The sequence below is a fragment of the Streptomyces sp. MMG1533 genome, from assembly GCF_001279775.1.
Classification (GTDB): domain Bacteria; phylum Actinomycetota; class Actinomycetes; order Streptomycetales; family Streptomycetaceae; genus Streptomyces.
Genome location: NZ_LGDG01000262.1, coordinates 24,780 through 46,089, shown reverse-complemented (window position 1 = coordinate 46,089; position 21,310 = coordinate 24,780). Strand labels below are relative to the sequence as shown.

Sequence of the window (21,310 nt, the reverse complement as noted above, 5' to 3'; positions counted from 1 at the left end):
TACTTCAGTGCCTGAAACAACCATGCGCCTGAATATTTCAGGATGTCAAGTAACCGGGTACCCTGGATTCCATGGCCACACCCGAGAAGACCCGCCGACCCGACGCACTGACCATGGAGGTGGTCGAGCTCATCGGTGACGTCGTGGCGCGCTTCTACGAGGACTACGAGGAGGCGGCCGCGGAACACGCGCTGACCGGAGCGCAGGCGCGGCTACTGAGCCTGCTGTCGCTGGAACCCCTGCCGATGCGGAAGCTGGCCCAGAAGCTGAAGTGTGAGCCGTCCAACGTCACGGGCATCGTCGACCGACTGGAGGCCCGGGGACTGGTGGAGCGCCGGCCGGACCCGGCGGACCGCCGGGTGAAGGTGGCCGCCGCGACGGAGGAGGGGCGGCAGGTGGCCCGGGGGCTGCGGGAGGGACTGCGCTTCGCGCGGGAGCCGCTGGCCGGACTCTCGGACGAGGAGCGGCTGGCTTTGCGTGATTTGCTGCGGAGAATGCTGGAACAGGGCGCCTGAGGGCGCGTCCCCACAGAGCGGCACCGCGCTCGCCCGGCGGCCGAGATCCGCGGCGGTCCGGAACGACGCGTCACGCCTAAGGAGTTCCGGAACAACCCGGAACGCCTCAGGGGTTCCGGAACAACCCGGAACACCTCAGCTGCACCACCACAAGACCCGGTTGCATGTTTCCGACGGCGACGGGTCGGGAGTGGGGTCCGACGTCGTCGGGTCCGACGTGGGGGCCGGGGACTGGGCCGGGGGCGTCGGGTCCGAGGTCGTCGGGGACGTGTCGGGGGCCGTGCCCGCCGTCGCGGACTGCCCCTCAGTGTCGGGTTCGCCGTCCTTCGACTTGTCGTCCTTCGAGGACTCCGAGGCCGACGGGGAGGCCGACGCGTCCGGGGAGGCGGAGTGCGATGCGCCCGTCCCCGCTCCTGCCGCACCGGTCGACGGCCGGGCCGACTCGCCCGCCTCCGACGACGCCCCGCCCTCCGCCGACTCTCCGCCGGCCGCCGCGGGCTCGGGCTTGGAGCCCGGCGCGTCCATGCCGAGTTCCGCGAGGCTCAGTCCGCCGGCCGCCAGCACGAAGCCCGCGACGATCAGCAGGGCCCGGCGTCGGCGGCGCCGGTGCGCGGCCGCTTTGCGATCGCGTCGACTCGATCCGCCCACGGGACCGTCGTCGCTCTCGGAGTCGTCCTCCTCGCGGTCATGGCGGTCGTCATACCCCTCGGGGTCCTCGGAAGCCGCCGCGCCCCGGCCGCCGCGCCCCCGGGCCCGGCGGCGTGCCGCCCGGCCGCCCGACGGTTCCGTCACCGCCTCCGCCCGGTCGGCGGCCGCCTCGGCCTCCACCGGACCGGTGTCGCCGTCGCCGCTCTCGCCGGCCTCCCCGTACGAGGCGCCTCCGTGGCCGTCTCCGTACTCCGTGGCGGCCTGGCCGCCCCCGTAGGCATCGGCCGGGTCCGCGCTCCCGTAGGCACCCGTACGGCCGTTCTCCGCGTAGCCGCCGCCATACGTCCCGGCGTCATACGTCCCAGCGTCATACGTCCCGGCGCCGTACGCCCCGGCACCGTGCGCCGCGTCGGCTCCGTACTCCTGGTACGCCCCGCCCGGCGCCACCCCCGCCTGGACCGGCGCTTGCGGCTGCGTCGCGTACGCGCGCAGGGTTTCGGCCGCGGATCCGCACCCCGGGCAGGCGAGGGCGCCGTTGAGGTGCCGTCGGCACGGGAGGCAGTAGTCCATGACGCGGGAAGATTAAGTTCCTCTCAGGTGGCGTTCATAGTCACAGCTGTGAAAGTTGTGTAGGGAACCGCGCCGTCCGGCGCGGAATGTCGCGCCCGGGCCGGCCTTTCCCCGCCAACCTGCGACATCCGGGCCACCCGACACCTTCCGCCCCCATCGCGCCGAAACCATCTCCGAAAGTACTGTCGAAAGCAGTGTCGAAACTGTTATGTGCTGGACCCATTGACACTCGCCTCACCCCATCCTTACTGTCACGTCAGCATTTCGAACGTGTGACGAAATTTCGAACACACGCAAAAGTGAGCCGACGAAGCAGAGACAAAGCAGCAAGGGGCGACTGCCGTGCGCATCACCGGAATCAGCACACACGTGGTCGGGACGCCGTGGCGCAACCTGACATACGTCCTGGTCCACACCGACGAGGGCATCACGGGAGTCGGCGAGACCCGGATGCTGGGTCACACCGACGCGCTGATCGGCTACCTGGGGGAAGCCGAGGCCAATCACATTCTGGGTTCCGACCCGTTCGCCACGGAAGACCTCGTCCGACGCATGAAGTACGGCGACTACGGGCGGGCCGGCGAGATCGTGATGTCCGGGATCGCCGTCATCGAGATGGCCTGCTGGGACATCAAGGGCAAGGCCCTCGGCGTGCCGGTCTGGCAGCTGCTGGGCGGCAAGGTGACCGACAAGGTCAAGGCGTACGCCAACGGCTGGTACACCACCGAGCGGACGCCGGAGGCCTACCACAAGGCCGCCACGGGGGTCATGGAGCGCGGCTACAAGGCGCTCAAGATCGACCCCTTCGGCACCGGGCACTTCGAGCTCGACCACAAGCAGAGCCTGTACGCCGTCTCCCTCATCGAGGCCGTGCGCGACGCCATCGGGCCGGACGCCGAGCTGATGCTGGAGATGCACGGCCGCTTCTCCCCCGCCACCGCCGTCCGGCTGGCGAAGGACCTCGCGCCCTTCAAGCCGGCGTGGCTGGAGGAGCCGGTCCCGCCGGAGAACCTCAAGGCCCTGGAGAAGGTCGCCGCCAAGGTGGACATCCCGGTCGCCACCGGTGAGCGGATTCACGATCGCATCGAGTTCCGTGAGCTCTTCGAGAGCCAGGCCGTCGACATCATCCAGCCGGACGTCGGCCACATCGGCGGTATCTGGGAGACCAGGAAGCTGGCCGCCACCGCCGAGACGCACTACATGCTGGTCGCGCCGCACAACGTCGGCGGCCCGGTCCTCACGGCGGCCTCCCTCCAGGTCGGGTTCACCTCCCCGAACTTCAAGATCCTCGAGCACTTCAACGACTTCGCGGACTCGGAGATCAAGAAGGTCGTCAAGGGCGCGCCCCAGGTCATCGACGGGTACTTCCACCTCTCCGACGCTCCCGGTCTCGGCGTCGAGCTCGACGTCGACGCCGCCGCCGAGTTCCCCCAGCAGCAGGCCCGGTTCGACCTGTGGGCCGAGGGCTGGGAGCAGCGCAAGCCGAAGGGCGGCAAGTGAGCACGGCCGTCGTCGTCGAGTCGCCGGGCGAGCACCGGCTGATCTCGCACGAGCCCAGGCAGCCGGAGGCCGGTGAGGCGCTCGTACGCGTCCACGCCGTCGGCATCTGCGGCAGCGACCGCGAGCTGTACCAGGGCAACCGGCCCGAGGGATACGTCCGCTACCCGCTGACCCCCGGCCACGAGTGGTCCGGGACCGTCGAAGCGGTCGGCGCCGGCGTCCCCGAGTCCCTCGTCGGCCGGAAGGTCGTGGGGGAGGGCTTCCGCAACTGCCAGGTCTGCGACCGCTGCCACGCGGGCGAGACCACCCTGTGCACGGCGGGGTACGAGGAGACCGGGTTCACGCAGCCCGGCGCGATGGCCACCACCCTCACCCTGCCCGCCCGGCTGCTGCACGCCCTGCCGGACGACGCCGACCTGACGGCGGCGGCCCTGCTGGAGCCGGCCGCCTGCATCGCGGCCGCCGCGATCAAGGCGAACGCCCGGCCCGGTGAGCGGGTGGCCGTCGTCGGCACCGGCACCCTCGGCATGTTCGCCGTCCAGTTCCTGAAGGCGGGCTCCCCGGCGGAGCTGCTGGTCGTCGGCACGCGCACCGATCGCGAAGCGCTGTCCCGCCAGTTCGGTGCCACCGACTTCCGTACGAAGGACCAGCCGCTCCCCGACGACTTCGACGTCGTCATCGAGACCGCCGGGTCCGCGTCCGCCGCGGGCACCGCCGCCTCCCTGCTCAGGCGCGGCGGCCGCCTGGTCCTGACGGGCATCCCGGCGCCGGGCGCCGAGGGTCTCGACCCGACCGACCTGGTCGTACGCCAGCTGGAGGTGCACACCGTCTTCGGAGCACCGCCGGATGCCTGGGCGCACACGGTGCGGGTCTTCGGGGCCGGACTGCTCGATCCGCTGCCGCTGGTCACGCACGAGCTGCCGCTCGACGGGTTCCCCGAGGCGATCGAGCTCGTGGGGTCCGGCGATCCGAAGGTGGGCAAGGTGCTGCTCCGCCCCTAGACGTACGCCGGTACGCGGGCAACCTGACGGCCCCCGTACCGGCGTACACCAAGCCCCGCACGCGCTGAGCCGCGAACCTCGTCCGAAATATCAAACAGAAGGACAGCCAGTGACCGACGCTTCCGCCACGGCAGCCCGCAGGCCCGGTGAGCAGGCACTCACCTCCCTCGGCCTGGGCGCACCTGCCCTTGACCCCGCCGACGCCTCGCCGCACACCTTCCCCGGCGGCGGCCGCTGGCGCACCGAGATCCCCTCGTGCGAGGGCCCCGAAGCGCTGGCCGTCGTCCTGAAGGAAGCCTCGCGCCTCGATGTGCCGATCCACCGGATCAGCCAGGGCAGCGGCGTGTGGATGCTGACCGACGCCGAGATCACCGAGATGGTCGAGGCGACGGGTGAGCGCGACATCGAGCTCTGCCTGTTCACCGGCCCGCGCGGCACCTGGGACATCGGCGGCTCGACCCGTACCGACTCGCGCGGCGGCGGCCTGCGGGCCCGCGGCCACGACGCGGTCGCCGGGTGCGTCGAAGACGCCGTCCGCGCAACCGAGTTGGGCGTCAAGTGCCTCCTCGTCGCCGACGAGGGCGTGCTGTGGACGCTGCACCGGGCGCGCCGGGCCGGGATCATCCCGGCCGACACGACTCTCAAGGTGAGCGCCCTGATCGGGCCCGTCAACCCGGCCGCGTACGCCGTGTACGAGAACCTGGGCGGCGACTCGATCAACGTGCCCAGCGATCTGACGCTCGATCACCTCACCGAGATCCGGCGGATTTCCGCCGCCCCCATGGACATGTACATCGAGGCCCCCGACGATCTCGGCGGTTACGTGCGGATGTACGAGGTCGCCGAGCTGATCCGGCGCGGCGCGCCGCTCTACCTGAAGTTCGGCCTGTCCAAGGCCCCGGCGATCTACCCGTACGGTCACCACATGCGCGACGTGACCCTGAACACCGCCCGGGAAAGAGTGCGCCGCGGCCGGCTCGCTCTGGACCTGCTGGCACGGCACGGAGTGGGCGACGACATGGCCCCGCTCGGCTCACGGCTGCCTGGCGCACTGCACCGGTTCGATACGCCCTCATAACGTTCCGGACAACGCCCCTTCACAAAAGCAGACGCAGTCACACACAATCCAACACATCTTCTCCTCGGTCCCACCCCGCACCGCGCCACCCAGCGTCCCCGCACCGCCAGACCGAGCCCGTCCCAAGCATCAAGGATGATGATCATGCGTACTCGCCGAGCCGCACTCGCCGCCGTAGCCGCCTCCGCCTCTCTCGCGCTCACCCTGTCCGCCTGCGGCCAGAGCGGCGAGGGCGGTAGCGAGGAGAGCTCCGGCAGCTCCGAAGGCGCCACCATCGGCATCGCGATGCCGACCAAGTCGTCCGAGCGCTGGATCGCCGACGGCAACAACGTCAAGAAGAACCTGGAGTCCAAGGGCTACAAGACCAAGCTGGTCTACGGCGAGGACGACCCGGACCAGCAGGTCTCCCAGATCGAGAACCTGATCACGCAGGGCGTCAAGGCGCTGATCATCGCGGCCATCGACAACAAGTCGATGAACAACGTGCTCCAGCAGGCCAAGGACGCCGACATCCCGGTGATCTCCTACGACCGCCTGATCCTCGGCACCGAGAACGTCGACTACTACGCCTCCTTCGACAACGAGAAGGTCGGCGAGCTCCAGGGCAACTACATTCTCGAGAAGCTCGGCCTGAAGGACGGCAGCAAGAAGGGCCCGTTCAACATCGAGCTCTTCGCCGGCTCGAACGACGACAACAACACCCGCTACTTCTTCCAGGGCGCCATGAACGTCCTGCAGCCCTACATCGACAAGAAGCAGCTCGTCGTCCGCTCCGGCCAGACCAAGCTGACCCAGGTCACCACCCTGCGCTGGGACGGCGGCACCGCCCAGAAGCGCATGGACGACATCCTGACCTCCGCCTACAAGAGCGAGCGGGTCGACGCGGTCCTCTCGCCCTACGACGGCATCTCCATCGGTATCCTCTCCGCGCTGAAGTCGGACGACTACGGCTCCGCGAGCAAGCCGCTGCCGGTCGTCACCGGTCAGGACGCCGAGGTCGCCTCGGTGAAGTCGATCATCGCGAACCAGCAGTCGATGACCGTCTACAAGGACACTCGTGAGCTCGCCAAGGTGTCCTCGAACATGGTCGACGCGCTGCTGAACGACAAGAAGCCCGAGACCAACGACACCAAGACGTACGACAACGGCTCGAAGGTCGTGCCCGCGTACCTGCTGGAGCCGGTCGCCGTCGACAAGGCCAACTACCAGAAGGTCGTCGTCGACTCGGGCTACATCAAGGAAAGCGACCTCAAGTAACCGCCACACCCCTAGTGATTGGAAGGCACGACCATGGCGGGACCCGTCCTGGAAATGCGCTCGATCGTCAAGACCTTTCCCGGCGTCAAAGCGCTGTCGGACGTCACACTGACCGTCCAGCAGGGCGAGGTCCATGCCATCTGCGGGGAGAACGGCGCCGGCAAGTCGACCTTGATGAAGGTCCTCTCCGGCGTCCACCCGCACGGCACGTACGAGGGCGAGATCCTCTTCGAGTCGGAAGTCTGCGAGTTCAAGGACATCCGGGCCAGTGAGCATCACGGCATCGTGATCATTCACCAGGAGCTGGCCCTGGTGCCCTACCTCTCCCTCGCGGAGAACATCTTCCTCGGCAACGAGCACGCCACGCGCGGGCTCATCAACTGGAACGACACCCTCAAGCACGCCAGCGAACTGCTGCGCCGGGTCGGTCTCTCCGACCACCCCGAGACCCGCGTCGCCGACATCGGCGTGGGCAAGCAGCAGCTGGTGGAGATCGCCAAGGCGCTGTCGAAGAAGGTGAAGCTGCTCATCCTCGACGAGCCGACCGCGGCTCTGAACGACGAGGACAGCGGCAAACTCCTGGATCTCATCCTGGAGCTGAAGAAGCAGGGCATCACCTCGATCATCATCTCGCACAAGCTCAACGAGATCCGCAAGGTCGCCGACTCGGTGACCATCCTTCGGGACGGGCGCACCATCGAGACGCTCGACGTGAAGGCCGCGGAGACGACCGAGGACCGGATCATCAGCGGGATGGTCGGGCGCGACCTGGAGCACCGCTTCCCGGAGCGCTCCCCGCACCATCCGGAGGAGGGCCAGTCGCCCGCCCTGGAGATCCGCAACTGGACCGTGCACCACCCGATCGACCAGCAGCGCAAGGTGGTCGACGACGTGTCCCTGGCCGTGCGGCGGGGCGAGATCGTCGGTATCGCGGGCCTGATGGGCGCCGGCCGCACCGAACTCGCGATGAGCGTCTTCGGGCGGACGTACGGCCGGTACGCGGGCGGCCAGGTCTTCAAGGACGGCACGGAGATCCGTACGAAGTCCGTCCCTGAGGCGGTCAAGCACGGCATCGCGTACGTCACCGAGGACCGCAAGCACTACGGCCTCAACCTCATCGACACCATCGGGCGGAACATCTCGCTCAGCGCGCTGGGCAAGGTCTCCAAGCGCGGAGTGGTCGACGAGCACGAGGAGCGGCAGGTCGCCGAGGGCTTCCGCAAGTCCATGAACATCAAGGCGCCGACCGTCTTCGAGCCGGTGGGCAAGCTGTCCGGCGGCAACCAGCAGAAGGTCGTCCTCAGCAAGTGGATCTTCGCGGGTCCCGATGTGCTGATCCTGGACGAGCCGACGCGCGGCATCGACGTCGGTGCCAAGTACGAGATCTACACGGTCATCGACCAGCTGGCGGCCCAGGGCAAGGCGGTCGTCTTCATCTCCTCCGAGCTGCCGGAACTGCTGGGAATGTGTGACCGCATCTACACGATGGCCGCGGGGCGGCTGACCGGTGAGTTCTCGCGGGCCGAGGCCTCGCAGGAATCACTGATGCGTCAGATGACAAAGGACAAAGAGGTAACCCGATGAGCACGGACGTGACCGCCAAGACGCCGGCCCCCGCGCCGCCCGGCAAGGGCGGTTCGGCAACCGGTGACAGTCTGCTGCAGCTGATGCTGGACGGCATGCGCCGCAACATGCGGCAGTACGGCATGCTGTTCGCCCTCGGTCTGATCGTGGTGCTGTTCGCCGTATGGACCGACGGTGACCTGCTGCTGCCGCGCAACGTCTCCAACCTGGTACTGCAGAACAGCTACATCCTGATCCTCGCGATCGGCATGATGCTCGTCATCATCGCGGGCCACATCGACCTGTCGGTCGGCTCGCTGACGGCGTTCGTGGGCGCGGTGGGAGCCGTGCTGATGGTCAACCACGACGTCCCCTGGCCGCTCGCCCTGGTGCTGTGCCTGGCCATCGGAGCGGCGGCCGGTGCCGCGCAAGGGTTCCTCATCGCGTATTTCGGCATTCCGTCGTTCATCGTGACGCTCGCGGGCATGCTGACCTTCCGCGGTCTGACGGAGATCTTCCTTGAGGGCCAGACGATCGGCCCGTTCCCGGAGGGTCTGCAGAAGGTCGCCAACAGCTTCCTGCCCGAGGTCGGCCCGGACACCAACTACCACAACCTCACCCTGCTGCTCGGTCTCGCCGTGATCGTGTTCGTGGTGCTCCAGGAGATCCGCGACCGCAAGCGGCAGCAGGAGTTCGCCCTCGACGTGCCGCCCGCCAAGCTCTTCCTGCTCAAGCTCGTCGCGCTGGTGGCCGCCGTGCTCACCGTCACGATGCTGCTCGCCAGCTACAAGGGCGCCCCGATCGTGCTGCTGATCCTCGGCGTGCTGGTCGTCGGCTTCGGCTACCTCATGCGCAACGCGATCATCGGCCGGCACATCTACGCGATCGGCGGCAACCTGCCCGCGGCCAAGCTGTCGGGCGTCAAGGACAAGAAGGTCACCTTCCTCGTCTTCCTCAACATGGGCATGCTCGCGGCCCTGGCGGGTCTGGTCTTCGCCGCCCGCTTCAACGCGGCCTCGCCCAAGGCCGGCCTCAACTTCGAGCTGGAGGCCATCGCGGCCTCCTTCATCGGCGGCGCGTCGATGAGCGGCGGCGTCGGTACCGTCCTCGGCGCGATCATCGGCGGTGTGGTCCTGGGCGTGCTGAACAACGGCATGAACCTCGTCGGCATCGGCACCGACTGGCAGCAGGTCATCAAGGGCCTGGTCCTGCTGGCGGCGGTCGGCTTCGACGTGTGGAACAAGCGCAAGGTCGGTTCGTAACCGACTCGGCCAGGATCCAAGGGCCCCGCCGGCAGGCGGGGCCCTTTCCATGGGAGGAGGCAGGAAGCCCGTGAAATCGCTCTTCGGCAAGCTCGCCGACGGCACGCAGGTCCACAGCTGGGCGCTGGAGAACGGCGGCACCCGTCTGAAGGTCCTCTCCTACGGCGGCATCGTGCAGTCGCTGGAGATCCCGGACCGCGAGGGCCGGTACGCCAACGTCTCGCTCGGCTTCGACACCATCGAGGACTACGTCGCCAAGAGCCCGTACTTCGGTGCGCTGATCGGCCGCTACGGCAATCGCATCGCCGAGGGCCGGTTCACCCTGGACGGCGAGAGTTACCAGGTGGACGTCAACGACGGCGTCAACAGCCTGCACGGCGGCGCCCAGGGTTTCGACAAGCACGTGTGGGACATCGAGCCGTTCACCGAGGGCTCGGACGTCGGCCTGTACCTCTGCCGCACGAGCGTCGACGGCGAGATGGGCTACCCCGGCACGCTCACGACGAAGGTGACGTACACGCTCACCCGGCACGGCGACTGGCGCATCGACTACGAGGCCACCACCGACAAGGCCACCGTCGTCAGCCTCACCAACCACGTCTACTGGAACCTGGCGGGCGAGGGCAGCGGCTCGATCCACGACCACCGGCTGGAGATCGCCGCCGCGCGTTACACCCCCGCCGACTCGGGTCTGATCCCCACGGGCGATCTGGCGCAGGTCGCGGGCACCCCCTTCGACTTCCGCCGGACCAAGACGATCGGCGAGCACCTCCGCGAGGCCGACCAGCAGCTGCTGCACGCCCAGGGCTTCGACCACAACTGGGTCCTCGACAAGGGCAGCACGGCGCAGCCCGAGCACGTCGCGACCCTCCACGACCCGTCCTCCGGCCGCACGCTCAAGATCGCGACGACCGAGCCCGGCCTGCAGTTCTACTCCGGCAACTTCCTCGACGGCACCCTCGTCGGCAGCGGCGGCACCATCTACCGCCAGGGCGACGCCCTCTGCCTGGAGACGCAGCACTATCCTGACTCTCCGAACCAACCGTCGTTCCCGTCCACCGTGCTGCGGCCTGGGCAGACGTACAGGACCACGACGGTGCACTCGTTCCACGCGTGACCCTTCTTCACAGGTAGCGCACAAGTTCTTACCGATTTCTCAGCGGTTGAACAGCGCCACCCCAGCCTCCGTATGTAAGGGCGGCCCGTGCTCCCCCGCGCGGGCCACCCAAGACGACGGGCCCGGTCGTCCCCACCGGGCCCGCCCCCTACGGAGGCTCCCTTGGCTGACAACGTCACCTCGCTGTTCCGCAGCACCGCGGCGCACAGCCCGTCGATGGCGGCGCTGACCCGTGAGGGCGGCGAAGGGGCCGGTCCGGTCGACTTCTGTATCCCCTGCAACCCCTACTTCCCCACCCCCGCCATGTTCGACGACATGGCGGCCCGGCTGCGGGACATCATCACGTACTACCCGAGCAGCGCCGACACCATCACGGCCGAGCTGTGCAGCCTGCTCCAACTCCCCCCGCAGTGCGTGGCGATGGGCAACGGCTCCACCGAACTCATCACGTGGATCGACCACCTGCTGGTCCGCGAGTCCCTCGCCATCCCCGTCCCCACCTTCGGCCGCTGGACCGACCAGCCTATGGAGACCGGCAAGCGGGTCGACATGTTCCCGCTCCAGGAGTCCAGCGGATTCGCCCTGGACCTCGCCCAGTACGCCGAGTTCATCCGCGCCCGCGGCACCCGGGTCGCCGTCATCTGCAACCCGAACAACCCCGACGGCGGCTTCCTGCACAAGCACGCGATCGTGCAGTTCATGGACGCGATGGCCGACCTGGACCTGGTCGTGATCGACGAGTCGTTCCTGGAGTTCGCGGACGCGGAGGTCGAGCCGAGCGTCGTCCAGGAGGCCATGCTGCGGCCCAACGTGGTCGTACTGCGCAGCCTCGGCAAGAACTTCGGTCTGCACGGCATACGGTTCGGCTACCTGGTCGCCAACCCGGCCCTGGCGGGCCGGATCCGCTCGATGCTCCCCAAGTGGAACCTCAACTCCTTCGCGGAGCACGTGGTGTTCATTCTGAAGGAGCACGGCGCCGAGTACGCGCAGAGCCTGCAGCAGGTCCGTCGTGACCGACTGGACATGGCCGGCCAGCTCGCCGCGCTGCCCGGCCTGACCGTCTACCCCTCCCAGGGGAACTTCCTCTTCGTGCGCCTCCCCGTGGGCGCCGAAGGCACCGTGGTCAGGGACCGGATGCTCACCGAGCACCGGATCCTCGTCCGCGAGTGCGGCAACAAGATCGGCTCCTCAAGCCGCTTCCTGCGACTCGTGGTGCGCCCCCAGGTGGACGTGCGTCGCCTGGTGTCCGGCCTGGAACAGGTGCTCTACGGGACCAGGAGGGGAGCCGCCGTGCCCGAGCTGGCTACAGGGACCAGCTACAGCTCGGGTACGGCGGCAGTTGACCGGTTGGTCGGTGCCACCAACGGCGCCGGCATGCAGGGCCTTGCCGCTCAGGCCATGGCCGCCGCGCCGGGGCTGTCGTCCGCCCCGTCCGTCGGCGCCGGCATGCCGATGCCCGCCGCGGCCCAGACCGCACAGCCGGGTCAGCCGTTCGGGGCCGGGATGCCGATGCCGGCGGTGGCCCAGGCAGCCCCACAGCCGGTCGGCTACCCGGCCCCGACTCCGGTACCGGCGCCTGCGCCTGCCCCCGCTCCGGCCCCCATGGGCGCGCCGGTGCCCGCGGCCGCCGCGATGACCGGCCAGACCCCGCCGGGCGTACCCGCCCGGGGCGGCCTCACCGCCGCCCAGGTCCGCGGCATGACCGCCCCGACCGGCGTACCGGACCTGACAACGGCCCCGGCGACGGGCTGGCCCAACGCCCAGAGCTGGCCCAACGCGGCGGGGATGGGCCAGGCGGGCTGAAGGGGCCGTCCCGGGAGTGTTGACCGACGTAGGGCCCGGGTGCGCCCGGACCCTACGTCGAAGGACTGCCTACACGGGGTTCAGCCGCCACTGCTGGCAGTTGTTGTTCAGCCACGACCACTGCCGTACGTCGGCGGAGTCCGCGGTCGAGCAGTCGGCGACGTCGGCGACCTTGCCGGTGGCCTGGTTCACGATCCTGACGTAGCCGCTGTCGGTGGTGACGAACCGGAACCGCTGGCAGGTGTTGTTCAGCCAGGACCACTGGCGCAGGTCGGCACCGTCGGCGGACGAGCAGTCGGCGGTGTCGAGCACCTTGCCGGTGGCCACGTTCACCAGCCGGCTGGTGTCGTCGCCCTGGTCCTCGATCCGCCACTTCTGGTTGTTGCCGCCGCTGCAGGTGTACTGCTGCACGTTGGCGCCGTCGGCCGTCGAACTCCCGGCAACGTCAAGGCACTTGCCGCTGTTGCGGTTCGTGATCGTGTACGTCGTCGAGGCGGTCGACGGTTCGCCGGACGGGCCGGTCATGCTCGTCCCGAGCCGGACGGGCGTACCGAGGTTCGGTGTGCCGTCCGCGTTCCAGGTGAACTTCTGCGCCCGGGTCGTACGCCCGTTGTCGCAGCCGTCGGAGGCGGAGTCGTTGGCGTGGTAGACGATCCAGTTCTCGGTGCCGTCCGGCGAGGTGAAGAAGCCGTTGTGGCCCGGACCGTAGACGCCGTTCGCGTCGTTGCGCTGGAAGACCGGCGTGGACTTCTTCGTCCAGGAGGACGCGGAGAGCGGATCGGACCCGGTGAGCGTGAGCTGGCCGAGCTTGTAGTCGGGGGTCCAGCAGCCGCTCGCCGAGTAGATCAGGAAGGTCTTCCCGCCGCGCTGGAGGATCTCCGGCCCCTCGTTGACCGTGCCGCCGGACGTCTCCCAGGAGTTGGTCGGTGTGGAGATGGTGGAGAAGCCGGTGGCGAGGGTGTACGGGTTCGACATACGGGCGGCGACGAGGTTCTGCGTGCCGCCGCTCGCGCTGCCGAACAGGTACAGCTGGCCGTTGATGGTGGCGACCGTCGGGTCCAGCATCCAGGCGGAGTTGAGCTGGTTCTTGTAGGTGTAGGGCCCGGTGGGATCGGACCCGGCGCTCTCCAGGACGTGCGTCCGCTGGGTCGCGTTGTAGTCGGAGACGTTCTGCCCGGCGACGTAGTACAGATACCAGCGGCCGTTGAGGAAGTGGATCTCCGGCGCCCAGATGTTGCAGCATCTGCTCGCCGAATCGCCCTTCCACACCTGGATGTTGGGCGCGGTGGCGAGCCCGGCCAGGGTGGCGGACTTGCGCATGGTGATGACGTCGGTCCAGCTCGTCGTCACCATGTAGTAGTTGCCGTTGTAGTACGAGATCCAGGGGTCGGCGCCCTTCTGCGCCTTGACCGGATTGGCGAACGAGGCCGCGCTCGCCGAGGGTTGCCCGATCGAGAGGGCCAGCAGCAACGCTGCCAGCAGGGTCAGTATGCGACGGGCCATCCGCTGCTCCAGTTCAGAAGGTTGATGCCCAATTTGGGCGTGCCGTTGTCATTGCCGTCGTAGTAGTGGTAGACGATCAGGTCCCCGTCGGAGTCGTTCATGATCGACTGTCCGCCGGGCCCGACGATGCTGCCGTGCGACTCCAGCACGGGCGTCCCGCCGTTGTTCATCATCGAGACGCCGTTCTTGTCGTAGTACGGCCCGGTGACGCTGGTGGCGCGGCCGACCTTGACCTTGTACGTCGAACTGGTGCCGGCGCAGCAGGTGTCGTACGAGGCGAAGAGGTAGTAGTAGCCGCCCCGCTTGACGATGTAGGGCGCCTCGACGGCCTTGGTGCCGGTGGGGCGGGAGGCGATCGAGTACCGGGTGGTGTTGGAGGAGAGCTGTTTCCCGGTGGAGGGGTCGATCTGGATCATCTTCAGACCGGTCCACCAACTCCCGAAGGACAGCCACCACTTGCCGTCGTCGTCCACGAAGAGGTTCGGGTCGATGGCGTTGTAGTCGCTGGAGGTGGTGGAGGTGTAGACGGTGCCGTAGTCGGTCCAGGAGCCCGGCAGTCCGGTCGTCGAACCGGCCAGTCCGATGGCCGACTTGTTGGACCCGAAGGTCGAGACGGCGTAGTACATCAGGTACTTGCCGCCGTGGTAGGAGATGTCGGGCGCCCACGCCTCGGTGGCGTACGACGACCACCAGCTCGGCTTGACGGAGAAGGCGTCGGCGCCCGCGGCGAAGGCGGTCCGGTCCGTGGACGTCTTGTAGCCGAGGCCGCCACCGGTGCCGTACAGCAGGTAGCGGCCCGACGAGTTGCGGACCATCGTCGGGTCGTGGACGACGATGTCGCCGGTGACCCGGCCGGGGTTGGGGTACGCGGACGCGCTGCTCGGGATCAGGGCGAGCAGGACGGCCGCGGGGACGGCGAGGAGTGCGGTTCTGCGGGAGGTACGGGAGGTACGGGAGGTACGGGAGGTACGGGAGGTACGGGAGGTGCGGCTCACGTGGATCCTCCTTGCGTGGGGGTACGGTCCGTCCGGTGTTCGTTCGGTATTTCGATCACCGATCAGAACCTCGGACGGACCGTAGAATCGAACCCCTCGCGCGTCAATGGTCCGCGCAGCCTCAGTGGTCGTTCTCCAGGTGCAGCTTGAGGAGATCGACGCCGTAGTCACCGCCGTTGGGCGTGCGGATGATGGTGTGAATGTGCTGCTGACTGGGCGTGCCGCCGCCGGGGCCGCCCATGCCGCCGCTGTCGCCGCCGTCCTTGTTGCCGTAGGCGATCGGGGACTGGGCGTCGTACTCGATGAGCACGACCGGGCTGTGCACGCGGTAGTAGAAGGCGGAGGAGTCCTCGGTCTCGCCGATCCAGTAGAAGTACGTGTCGTCGAGGTGCTCCTCCACCTCCTTCATCTTCACCGCGGCCTGCGCGTCGGCCAGGTTGCCGACGTAGACCCGGACCAGGTCGAGGAGATGGTCGCGCTGGGTGCCGGTGAACCCGGAGGCGGCCAGGCCCTGGTAGGCGAGCTTGAGGTTGTCCTGGCCGGCACCGGCCTTCATGTTGTCGCCGGCCTTGGTCTCCGAGGAGATCACCTTCTTGCGCTGCGCGGCGGTCAGGGAGCGCAGGAGCGTGAGCCCCGCCTTGGTCTCCGGCCTGAAGAGGGTGATCTTCTCGCCCTTGTAGGTGGCGGACGTCGGCTCGGAGCCCATGAAGGTGGGCGTCATGACGACCTGGTCGCCCAGCACGAAGTAGTTGATGGCCACGTGGTGGCCCTCGTACTGGAAGCCCCAGGGCTTCGTCGTCGACGGGGTGCCCATGAAGGTGAAGTAGTAGTGGCCCTCGGTGAGCGTCTCCTTGTTGCCGCCGTTGTAGTCGCCCAGGTACGCGTTGAGCTTCATGATGTTGCGGGTCTGGGTGAGCCCGTCGGCGGACAGGGCCGCGCCCAGCAGCGCGTAGCCGAGGTTGCGCTGCTTCTCGGTCAGGTCGCCCATCCGGGCGCCCTCACGCGCGTACCCGTCGACATTGCTCCAGGCCAGCCACTCGTCGTCGTCCACGTCGAAGACGGAGGCCTTGCGCTCCTTCGAGGTGAGCCCGTCCAGGAAGGCCTGCGCGGCCTTGACCAGCTTGTCGGTGGAGACGTCCGTCGAGTGGATCGAGTACAGGTCGTCGACGACCTTGCCGTCGGTGGTGACGCCCACGAAGTCGGCGTACTTCACCTCGGAGGCACCCGGGCCCATGCCGCCGGCGCCTCCGGCGGGGCCTCCCGAGGGCATGCCGCTCGGGGCGGCGGAGGACGAGGCGGAGCTCGCCGTGTCGGAGGAGCCCGCCGAGCAGCCGGTCATGGCCGCCACTGCGGCGACACCACCGGTGAGCAGCGCCTTGTTCATGAACCAGCGGCGGCTGCGCTCGGTTTCGGGGGTACGTGGTCGGTGTCCGTGTCCATACATGAGCACCAAACTCCATGGCCGACCTGAAGCGCCCTTGGGGGAAACCTGTGCGTACCCGGTGCGCGGACGGTCTTCGCCCGGTTCAGGGCCGGGCGCGGCATCGCCTCGGCGTCGACCGGGCACGACGCAGGCGCGAGCGCGAAACAGACCGGCCGTTGCCGCGCGCGCCCCTCGGCCGGCCGATCCCTCCCCCCGCCCTTCTCACACCCCTGGCCCGAAGTCCGCCTCCAACTGCTCCCTCCACCCGGCGTCCGCCAGCCCGGCCCCCACCAGGACGTCCCGGGTGTCCTCCTTGGCCAGTTGGAGGGCGTCGAGGAGGCGGTCCATTCTTCCGCGGCTGCAGAGGAGCGTCGCGGCGGCGATGCGTTCCTTGTCCTCGCGGTCGCCGCGCTCGGTCAGGTGGCTCACGAGTTCGGCGAGGAGTTCCTCCACGACCTGGCCGTCCCGGCCGGGGAAGTCCTTGGCGATGCGCTTTTCGACGCGTCCGGTCAGCCTCATTCGTACTCCCATTCGCAAACCTTTCGAATCCTGCGAACCTATTGCCGCTTTTCACCCTTTTAGGACATAACGCTACCCCGCCCCACCCCCTCCGGACGGGCTGTCCCACAAGAGACTTGACGGATCGTCGCTTTACCCGACTGACAGCCGACCGACAGGATCCGCTTCTACGGTGCCGTGTCCATGACAGACACCCCAGTGGACAACAGAGCTGAAGCAGCCCACCAGGTCGGGCGTCGCACCGTGCTGATCGCCACCGGCGCCACCGCCGCCACCCTCGCCGTGGGCGCCGCCGCGCCCGAAGCGCCCACGGCCGACACGGCCACCGCAGTTCCTGCCGCCGCGGCGGCGGTCTGCACGCTCACCAAGGAGATGACCGAAGGCCCCTACTACCTCGACGGACAGTACGTCCGCTCCGACATCAGCGAGGACAAGACCGGCTTCCCCCTCCGGCTGACCCTCACCGTCGTCGACGACGACACCTGCGTGCCCCTGAGCGACGCCCTCGTCGAGATCTGGCACTGCGACGCGCTCGGCGAGTACTCCGGCTTCGTCGGCAACAACGGCCACAGCGAGCCCGACAACGGCACCTTCCTGCGCGGCGGTGTGCTGACGAACTCCAGCGGCGTCGCGAGCATCACCACCGTCTACCCGGGCTGGTACCGCGGCCGCTGCGTGCACATCCACATCAAGGTGCACACGGACGTCACCCTCACTTCGGACGGCTCGTTCACCGGCGGCCAGGAGCTGCACACCGGACAGCTCTTCTTCGACGAGACGATCACGGCCCGGGTCGGCGCCCTCTCGCCGTACTCGGCCAACACGGTCCCCCGCACCACCCTCGCCCAGGACTCCATCTACGACGAGGGAGGCGCGGCGTCCGGCCTCCTCACCCTCACCGCCCTGGGCAGCTCACCGTCCGCCGGCTACGCCGGCACGCTCACGCTGGGCGTCGAGCAGAGCTGACGCCCCGACGCGTCCCGGGTGACCGTACGTCCGGACGTACGGTCACCCGGGGCCGTCCCCCACGCCCTGCACCAGCGACAGCCACCGCGGCAGGTCCACCTCGGCCCGTACCGTCTTGCCCGGCGGCGGCTCCCGGTCGACCACCTCCCACCGGTCGGCGAGCGCGTCGACGAGGAGCAGGCCGCGGCCCCCCTCGTCGAGCGGTCTCGGCGTCCGTACGTCGCCGGGGGCGGGCGGACGTGGTTCCGCGCGGGTGTCGGTGACCTCCACACGCACGCTGCCGGTCACGAGCGCGAGCCGCAGCTCGAAGTCCCGGCCCGGGACGCGCCCGTGGGTCACCGCGTTGGCGGCCAGTTCGGCGACGATCACAGCCACGGCGTCGGAGGGGTCGCTGCCGTGCGGGACGCCCCAGGCGTCGAGCTGGTTCAGGGCGAGGTGCCGGGCGAGGCGGGCGCCGCGGGGCGTGGCACTGAGGCGCTGGGTGAACATACGTACGGTGACGGGGCCTTGAGCGGTGGGGGGTGTGGTCATGCGCCCAATCTGGCGGGCGTGAGGGCCACTTCACCAGGTCGGCGGCGCGTACGCTGCGCGAGCGTACGCGGTCACGGACTGGACAGTACTGGTGACTGCCCGTGACCATGTGTGCGGGAGGTGACCGGTGGTGGTCGATGGAGTGGTGGGCGCGGGCGGGAGCGAGCCGGAGTCGTCCGACAGTCTGCGGACGTTCGGAGCGGTCGTCCAGGCGTTGCGTGAGCACGCGCGACTGAGCCGGGAGGAGTTCGCGGACCTGGTGCGGTTCTCCAAACACACGGTGGCGTCGGTGGAGTTGGGGAGGCGGATGCCGGATCCGACGTTCGTGGACCGGGCGGAGGAGGTGCTGGGGAACACCGGGGTGTTGCGGAAGGCGTTGCCGACGCTGGCCCGCCAGCCGGGGTTGGCGGCTTGGTTTCGGCGGTGGGCGCGTTTGGAGGCGACCGCGATCACCCTGTACACGTACGAATGCCGTTTGATTCCGGGTCTGTTGCAGACAGAGGCGTACGCGCGGCAGCTCTTCGCCGATGAGCTGCCGCCGCTGGAGGACGAGCAGATCGAGGCCCAGTGGGCGGCTCGGGCCGAACGGCAACGACTGCTGCGGGAACGGCCCAACACCGCGTTCAGCTTCATCATCGAGGAGCAGTTGCTTCTTCGCCACACGGGCGGGAGGGAAACTACGCGGGAGCTCATCGATCACCTGCTGGAGGTCTCCGAGCTGCGGAACGTCGAGATCCAGATCATGCCGCTGGAGCGGGAGTCGCATGCCGGACTGCACGGCCCCATCCGCCTGCTGGAAACCCCGGAGAACCAGTGGTTCGCTTACAACGAGGGGCAGTTGAGCGGCCAGCTGATCTCCGACCGGAAAGTGGTCAGTGTGCTCCAACAGCGCTATGCCAGGATGCGCTCACAGGCTCTCACCATCCCGGACTCATTGAGCCTGTTGCAGCGGATGCGAGGAGACCTATGAGCACCGGCGAACTGGCCTGGTTCAAGAGCACCTACAGCAGCGGCTCCGGCGACGACTGCGTAGAAGTCGCCCTTTCCTGGCGCAAGTCGAGCTACAGCAGCAGCGCTTCCGGCGACTGCGTCGAGGTCGCCACCTGCCCCGCCACCATCCACGTCCGCGACTCCAAGGACAGGCAGGGCCCTCAACTCGCCCTCTCCTCCGACGCCTGGGCCGACTTCCTCACGCACGTCGCGAACTGACCGACGGTGGCCCCGCCACTCACGGGGGGCCACCGGGGTACGTCGCTACGACTCCGGGCACTCCTTCCACGCCAGGTGGTACACCGTGCTGATGTCCCCGTCCGTCGAGTCCATCGTCATGAAGCTGACCTTGGCGGGCGACTGCGTCCCGGCGTTCACGCGGAGCTCCGTGTTGATGTTGAAGTTGCGCTGGACTCCGCAGGGCGCCCAGACCAGTTGGGCCCAGTCCGTGGTGTCGGTGGCCTGCCAGTTGTCGTTGTAGGGGCCGGCGAAGGGGTGGTTCTTGAAGACCGTGTTCGAGGAGCCCTGGAAGTAGTACGACGCTCTCTGCGTGCCGCTCGCCCCGGACTGGAGCGCGGCGAAGCCGCGGTAGTCGGCGCTGGCGACGGCGTAGGTGAAGCCCTGCGGCACGTGGACGATCAGGTTGAGCTGGCAGTTCTTGCGGAACGCGGTGGGGTCGGAGTTGCCGCCGGCCTGGGCGAGGTAGTCGCTGTAGGTCACGGTGAAGGCGGTGTTGTCCTCGGAGACGGCGACCGCGGCCGTGCCCTGCGGGCAGCCCGAGCCGTTCACCGTGGCGACCTTGATGACGATCTTGTCCGGCGGCGGGTCCTCGAACCCGGAGGACGGGCCCTGCGCGGGCAGTGCGGCGGTGAGGAGCGCTGCGGTCGCGGCGCCACTCAGGAGCAGGCCAGTAGTCACGGTCTCTCCCCTTCGGTGGGATCGGTGGGGGGTGGATGCGCCCGGCTCCGGATTCCAACTCTGTGGAGAATCTGTGCAGTTGCTGTGGAGACTCGGGGCGATCGCATCGTAGGGAGACCTGGCATGACATGGACAGGTCGAACTCCGGCCATTCACCCCGGCCCGTTCACACCCGCACGGATCACACCTCCGCGGATCGCACCTCCGCGGATCACATCCGCACGGATCACACCTCCGCGGGCTGCCGCTCCGTCAGGGTCACGGCCGACGCCGCCTTCTCGTTCAGGTGCGCCCGGATCGAGTACGCCAGCGCCGCCGCCCACAGCGCGTACAGCACGACGTACACCAGCGTCGCCGGCGTCCCGGACACCGCGAGCCAGTCGCTCTTGAGCAGCGTCCGGACGTTGGTGACGAGGATGACGCCGCCCACCGCCGACCCGAGGACGCGCGGCGGCATCAGGCGCACCAGCCACGCGGCGAGCGGCGCCGCGACCAGGCCGCCGAGGAGGAACGCGGCGACCCAGAGCAAGTCGATGCCCTGGGAACCGAGGGAGAAGAGGAAGCCGAGGCTCGCGGCTACGGCGACCAGGAACTCGCTGGTGTCGATGGAGCCGATCACCTTGCGCGGCTCCATGCGGCCGCTGGCCAGCAGGGCGGGCGTGCCGACCGGGCCCCAGCCGCCTCCGCCGGTGGCGTCCAGGAAGCCGGCGACCAGGCCGAGGGGGGTGAGGAAGCGGCGGCGCAGGGGCTTGCCGAGGTTGCCCTTGGGCAGGCCGCGGAAGGTGAAGCGGGACATGACGTAGACGCCGAGGCCGAGCAGGATCAGGGACATCACCGGCTCGGCGACCTCGGTGGAGAGCTTGGAGAGGACCGTCGCGCCGAGGAAGGAGCCCACGGCTCCCGGCACGCCGATCCTCGCGACGACCTTCCAGTCGACGTTCCCGAAGCGCCAGTGCGAGGCGCCCGACATCAGCGTGGTGCCGATCTCGGCGAGGTGGACGGTGGCCGAGGCGGCGGCCGGATTGGTGCCCAGGGCCAGCAGCAGGGTGGTGGAGGTGACGCCGTAGGCCATGCCGAGGCTGCCGTCCACGAGCTGGGCGCCGAGGCCCGCGAGGGCGAGCAGTATCAGCGTGCGCATGGGTCGTCCCATC

Annotated in this window: 19 protein-coding genes and 1 pseudogene; 12 read left to right on the top strand and 8 right to left on the bottom strand. The window is 68.8% G+C overall.

The features are described from left to right. Positions 1-71: 71 nt before the first annotated feature. The gene (locus ADK57_RS39765; protein WP_053754590.1) at positions 72-515 is read left to right on the top strand and encodes a MarR family winged helix-turn-helix transcriptional regulator; all 444 of its coding nucleotides are present in this window, start codon (positions 72-74) and stop codon (positions 513-515) included. Between the two features lie 135 nt (positions 516-650). Here ADK57_RS39765 and ADK57_RS48405 read toward each other — a convergent pair whose 3' ends face one another. Then, positions 651-1,733 carry an SCO2400 family protein gene (locus ADK57_RS48405; RefSeq protein WP_053754589.1) on the bottom strand — a complete coding sequence of 361 codons (1,083 nt, stop codon included), beginning with the start codon at positions 1,731-1,733 and terminating at the stop codon, positions 651-653. 342 nt (positions 1,734-2,075) lie between these two features. Here ADK57_RS48405 and ADK57_RS39755 point away from each other — a divergent pair, with 342 nt between their 5' ends. From ADK57_RS39755 to ADK57_RS39720, 8 genes and pseudogenes are all read left to right on the top strand, one after another. Then, positions 2,076-3,233, top strand: a complete 1,158-nt coding sequence (locus ADK57_RS39755) for a mandelate racemase/muconate lactonizing enzyme family protein (protein WP_053754588.1) — start codon at positions 2,076-2,078, stop codon at positions 3,231-3,233. Further along, on the top strand, positions 3,230-4,234 hold the full coding sequence (locus tag ADK57_RS39750) for a zinc-dependent alcohol dehydrogenase (RefSeq protein WP_053754587.1): 1,005 nt from the start codon (positions 3,230-3,232) through the stop codon (positions 4,232-4,234). Before ADK57_RS39755 ends, ADK57_RS39750 begins: the two co-directional genes overlap by 4 nt. Before the next feature lie 109 nt (positions 4,235-4,343). Further along, positions 4,344-5,312, top strand: coding sequence for a hypothetical protein (locus tag ADK57_RS39745; protein ID WP_053754586.1), 969 nt, complete (start codon positions 4,344-4,346; stop codon positions 5,310-5,312). Positions 5,313-5,456: 144 nt separating this feature from the next. After that, positions 5,457-6,569 carry a multiple monosaccharide ABC transporter substrate-binding protein gene (gene chvE / locus ADK57_RS39740; RefSeq protein WP_420711962.1) on the top strand — a complete coding sequence of 371 codons (1,113 nt, stop codon included), beginning with the start codon at positions 5,457-5,459 and terminating at the stop codon, positions 6,567-6,569. A 33-nt stretch (positions 6,570-6,602) separates the two neighbouring features. Further along, positions 6,603-8,153: a multiple monosaccharide ABC transporter ATP-binding protein gene (gene mmsA, locus ADK57_RS39735; protein ID WP_053754603.1), complete on the top strand. Its 1,551-nt coding sequence runs from the start codon at positions 6,603-6,605 to the stop codon at positions 8,151-8,153. Next, positions 8,150-9,394 (top strand): multiple monosaccharide ABC transporter permease, encoded by a 1,245-nt coding sequence (mmsB, locus tag ADK57_RS39730; RefSeq protein ID WP_053754584.1) that lies wholly within the window; start codon positions 8,150-8,152, stop codon positions 9,392-9,394. The genes mmsA and mmsB overlap by 4 nt, the downstream gene beginning before the upstream one ends. Before the next feature lie 52 nt (positions 9,395-9,446). Next, positions 9,447-10,511: pseudogene (locus ADK57_RS39725) on the top strand (aldose epimerase family protein); the annotation flags it as partial. Between the two features lie 162 nt (positions 10,512-10,673). Then, positions 10,674-12,314 (top strand): pyridoxal phosphate-dependent aminotransferase, encoded by a 1,641-nt coding sequence (locus ADK57_RS39720; protein ID WP_053754582.1) that lies wholly within the window; start codon positions 10,674-10,676, stop codon positions 12,312-12,314. A 69-nt stretch (positions 12,315-12,383) separates the two neighbouring features. On the opposite strand, the gene ADK57_RS39715 is transcribed toward ADK57_RS39720, so the two are convergent. The 4 genes from ADK57_RS39715 to ADK57_RS39700 all read right to left on the bottom strand — a co-directional run bounded on the left by ADK57_RS39715 (position 12,384) and on the right by ADK57_RS39700 (position 16,754). Continuing rightward, entirely contained in the window at positions 12,384-13,817 is a 1,434-nt protein-coding gene (locus tag ADK57_RS39715) for a family 43 glycosylhydrolase (RefSeq protein WP_053754581.1), read from the bottom strand. Further along, complete coding sequence (locus ADK57_RS39710) at positions 13,799-14,812, bottom strand: arabinan endo-1,5-alpha-L-arabinosidase (protein ID WP_053754580.1); 1,014 nt, start codon at positions 14,810-14,812, stop codon at positions 13,799-13,801. Before ADK57_RS39710 ends, ADK57_RS39715 begins: the two co-directional genes overlap by 19 nt. Before the next feature lie 121 nt (positions 14,813-14,933). Then, on the bottom strand, positions 14,934-16,256 hold the full coding sequence (locus tag ADK57_RS39705) for a DUF3500 domain-containing protein (protein WP_063786084.1): 1,323 nt from the start codon (positions 16,254-16,256) through the stop codon (positions 14,934-14,936). A 201-nt stretch (positions 16,257-16,457) separates the two neighbouring features. After that, the gene (locus tag ADK57_RS39700; protein WP_053754578.1) at positions 16,458-16,754 is read right to left on the bottom strand and encodes a hypothetical protein; all 297 of its coding nucleotides are present in this window, start codon (positions 16,752-16,754) and stop codon (positions 16,458-16,460) included. A gap of 183 nt (positions 16,755-16,937) precedes the next feature. On the opposite strand from ADK57_RS39700, the gene ADK57_RS39695 reads away from it, so the two are divergent. Beyond that, entirely contained in the window at positions 16,938-17,720 is a 783-nt protein-coding gene (locus ADK57_RS39695) for an intradiol ring-cleavage dioxygenase (protein ID WP_053754577.1), read from the top strand. A 42-nt stretch (positions 17,721-17,762) separates the two neighbouring features. Here ADK57_RS39695 and ADK57_RS39690 read toward each other — a convergent pair whose 3' ends face one another. Further along, positions 17,763-18,251 carry an ATP-binding protein gene (locus ADK57_RS39690; RefSeq protein WP_053754576.1) on the bottom strand — a complete coding sequence of 163 codons (489 nt, stop codon included), beginning with the start codon at positions 18,249-18,251 and terminating at the stop codon, positions 17,763-17,765. A 130-nt stretch (positions 18,252-18,381) separates the two neighbouring features. On the opposite strand from ADK57_RS39690, the gene ADK57_RS39685 reads away from it, so the two are divergent. Both ADK57_RS39685 and ADK57_RS39680 read left to right on the top strand, forming a co-directional pair. Beyond that, positions 18,382-19,221 (top strand): helix-turn-helix domain-containing protein, encoded by an 840-nt coding sequence (locus tag ADK57_RS39685; protein WP_053754602.1) that lies wholly within the window; start codon positions 18,382-18,384, stop codon positions 19,219-19,221. Then, the gene (locus ADK57_RS39680) at positions 19,218-19,460 is read left to right on the top strand and encodes a DUF397 domain-containing protein (protein ID WP_053754575.1); all 243 of its coding nucleotides are present in this window, start codon (positions 19,218-19,220) and stop codon (positions 19,458-19,460) included. Before ADK57_RS39685 ends, ADK57_RS39680 begins: the two co-directional genes overlap by 4 nt. A gap of 45 nt (positions 19,461-19,505) precedes the next feature. Here ADK57_RS39680 and ADK57_RS39675 read toward each other — a convergent pair whose 3' ends face one another. Continuing rightward, a complete protein-coding gene (locus ADK57_RS39675) occupies positions 19,506-20,159 on the bottom strand; it encodes a DUF4360 domain-containing protein (RefSeq protein WP_053754574.1) in 654 nt (217 codons plus the stop codon). A 226-nt stretch (positions 20,160-20,385) separates the two neighbouring features. Next, positions 20,386-21,297: a sulfite exporter TauE/SafE family protein gene (locus tag ADK57_RS39670; RefSeq protein ID WP_053754573.1), complete on the bottom strand. Its 912-nt coding sequence runs from the start codon at positions 21,295-21,297 to the stop codon at positions 20,386-20,388. Between the last annotated feature and the right edge of the window lie 13 nt (positions 21,298-21,310).

Excerpts from the sequence above, each read along its gene's own strand:
- mmsA (WP_053754603.1), top strand. The coding sequence starts at position 6,603 with ATGGCGGGACCCGTCCTGGAAATGCGCTCGATCGTCAAGACCTTTCCC.
- ADK57_RS39680 (WP_053754575.1), top strand. The coding sequence starts at position 19,218 with ATGAGCACCGGCGAACTGGCCTGGTTCAAGAGCACCTACAGCAGCGGC.
- chvE (WP_420711962.1), top strand. The coding sequence starts at position 5,457 with ATGCGTACTCGCCGAGCCGCACTCGCCGCCGTAGCCGCCTCCGCCTCT.
- ADK57_RS48405 (WP_053754589.1), bottom strand. The coding sequence starts at position 1,733 with ATGGACTACTGCCTCCCGTGCCGACGGCACCTCAACGGCGCCCTCGCC.
- ADK57_RS39765 (WP_053754590.1), top strand. The coding sequence starts at position 72 with ATGGCCACACCCGAGAAGACCCGCCGACCCGACGCACTGACCATGGAG.
- ADK57_RS39695 (WP_053754577.1), top strand. The coding sequence starts at position 16,938 with ATGACAGACACCCCAGTGGACAACAGAGCTGAAGCAGCCCACCAGGTC.
- ADK57_RS39690 (WP_053754576.1), bottom strand. The coding sequence starts at position 18,251 with ATGACCACACCCCCCACCGCTCAAGGCCCCGTCACCGTACGTATGTTC.
- ADK57_RS39700 (WP_053754578.1), bottom strand. The coding sequence starts at position 16,754 with ATGAGGCTGACCGGACGCGTCGAAAAGCGCATCGCCAAGGACTTCCCC.
- mmsB (WP_053754584.1), top strand. The coding sequence starts at position 8,150 with ATGAGCACGGACGTGACCGCCAAGACGCCGGCCCCCGCGCCGCCCGGC.
- ADK57_RS39670 (WP_053754573.1), bottom strand. The coding sequence starts at position 21,297 with ATGCGCACGCTGATACTGCTCGCCCTCGCGGGCCTCGGCGCCCAGCTC.
- ADK57_RS39705 (WP_063786084.1), bottom strand. The coding sequence starts at position 16,256 with ATGTATGGACACGGACACCGACCACGTACCCCCGAAACCGAGCGCAGC.
- ADK57_RS39715 (WP_053754581.1), bottom strand. The coding sequence starts at position 13,817 with ATGGCCCGTCGCATACTGACCCTGCTGGCAGCGTTGCTGCTGGCCCTC.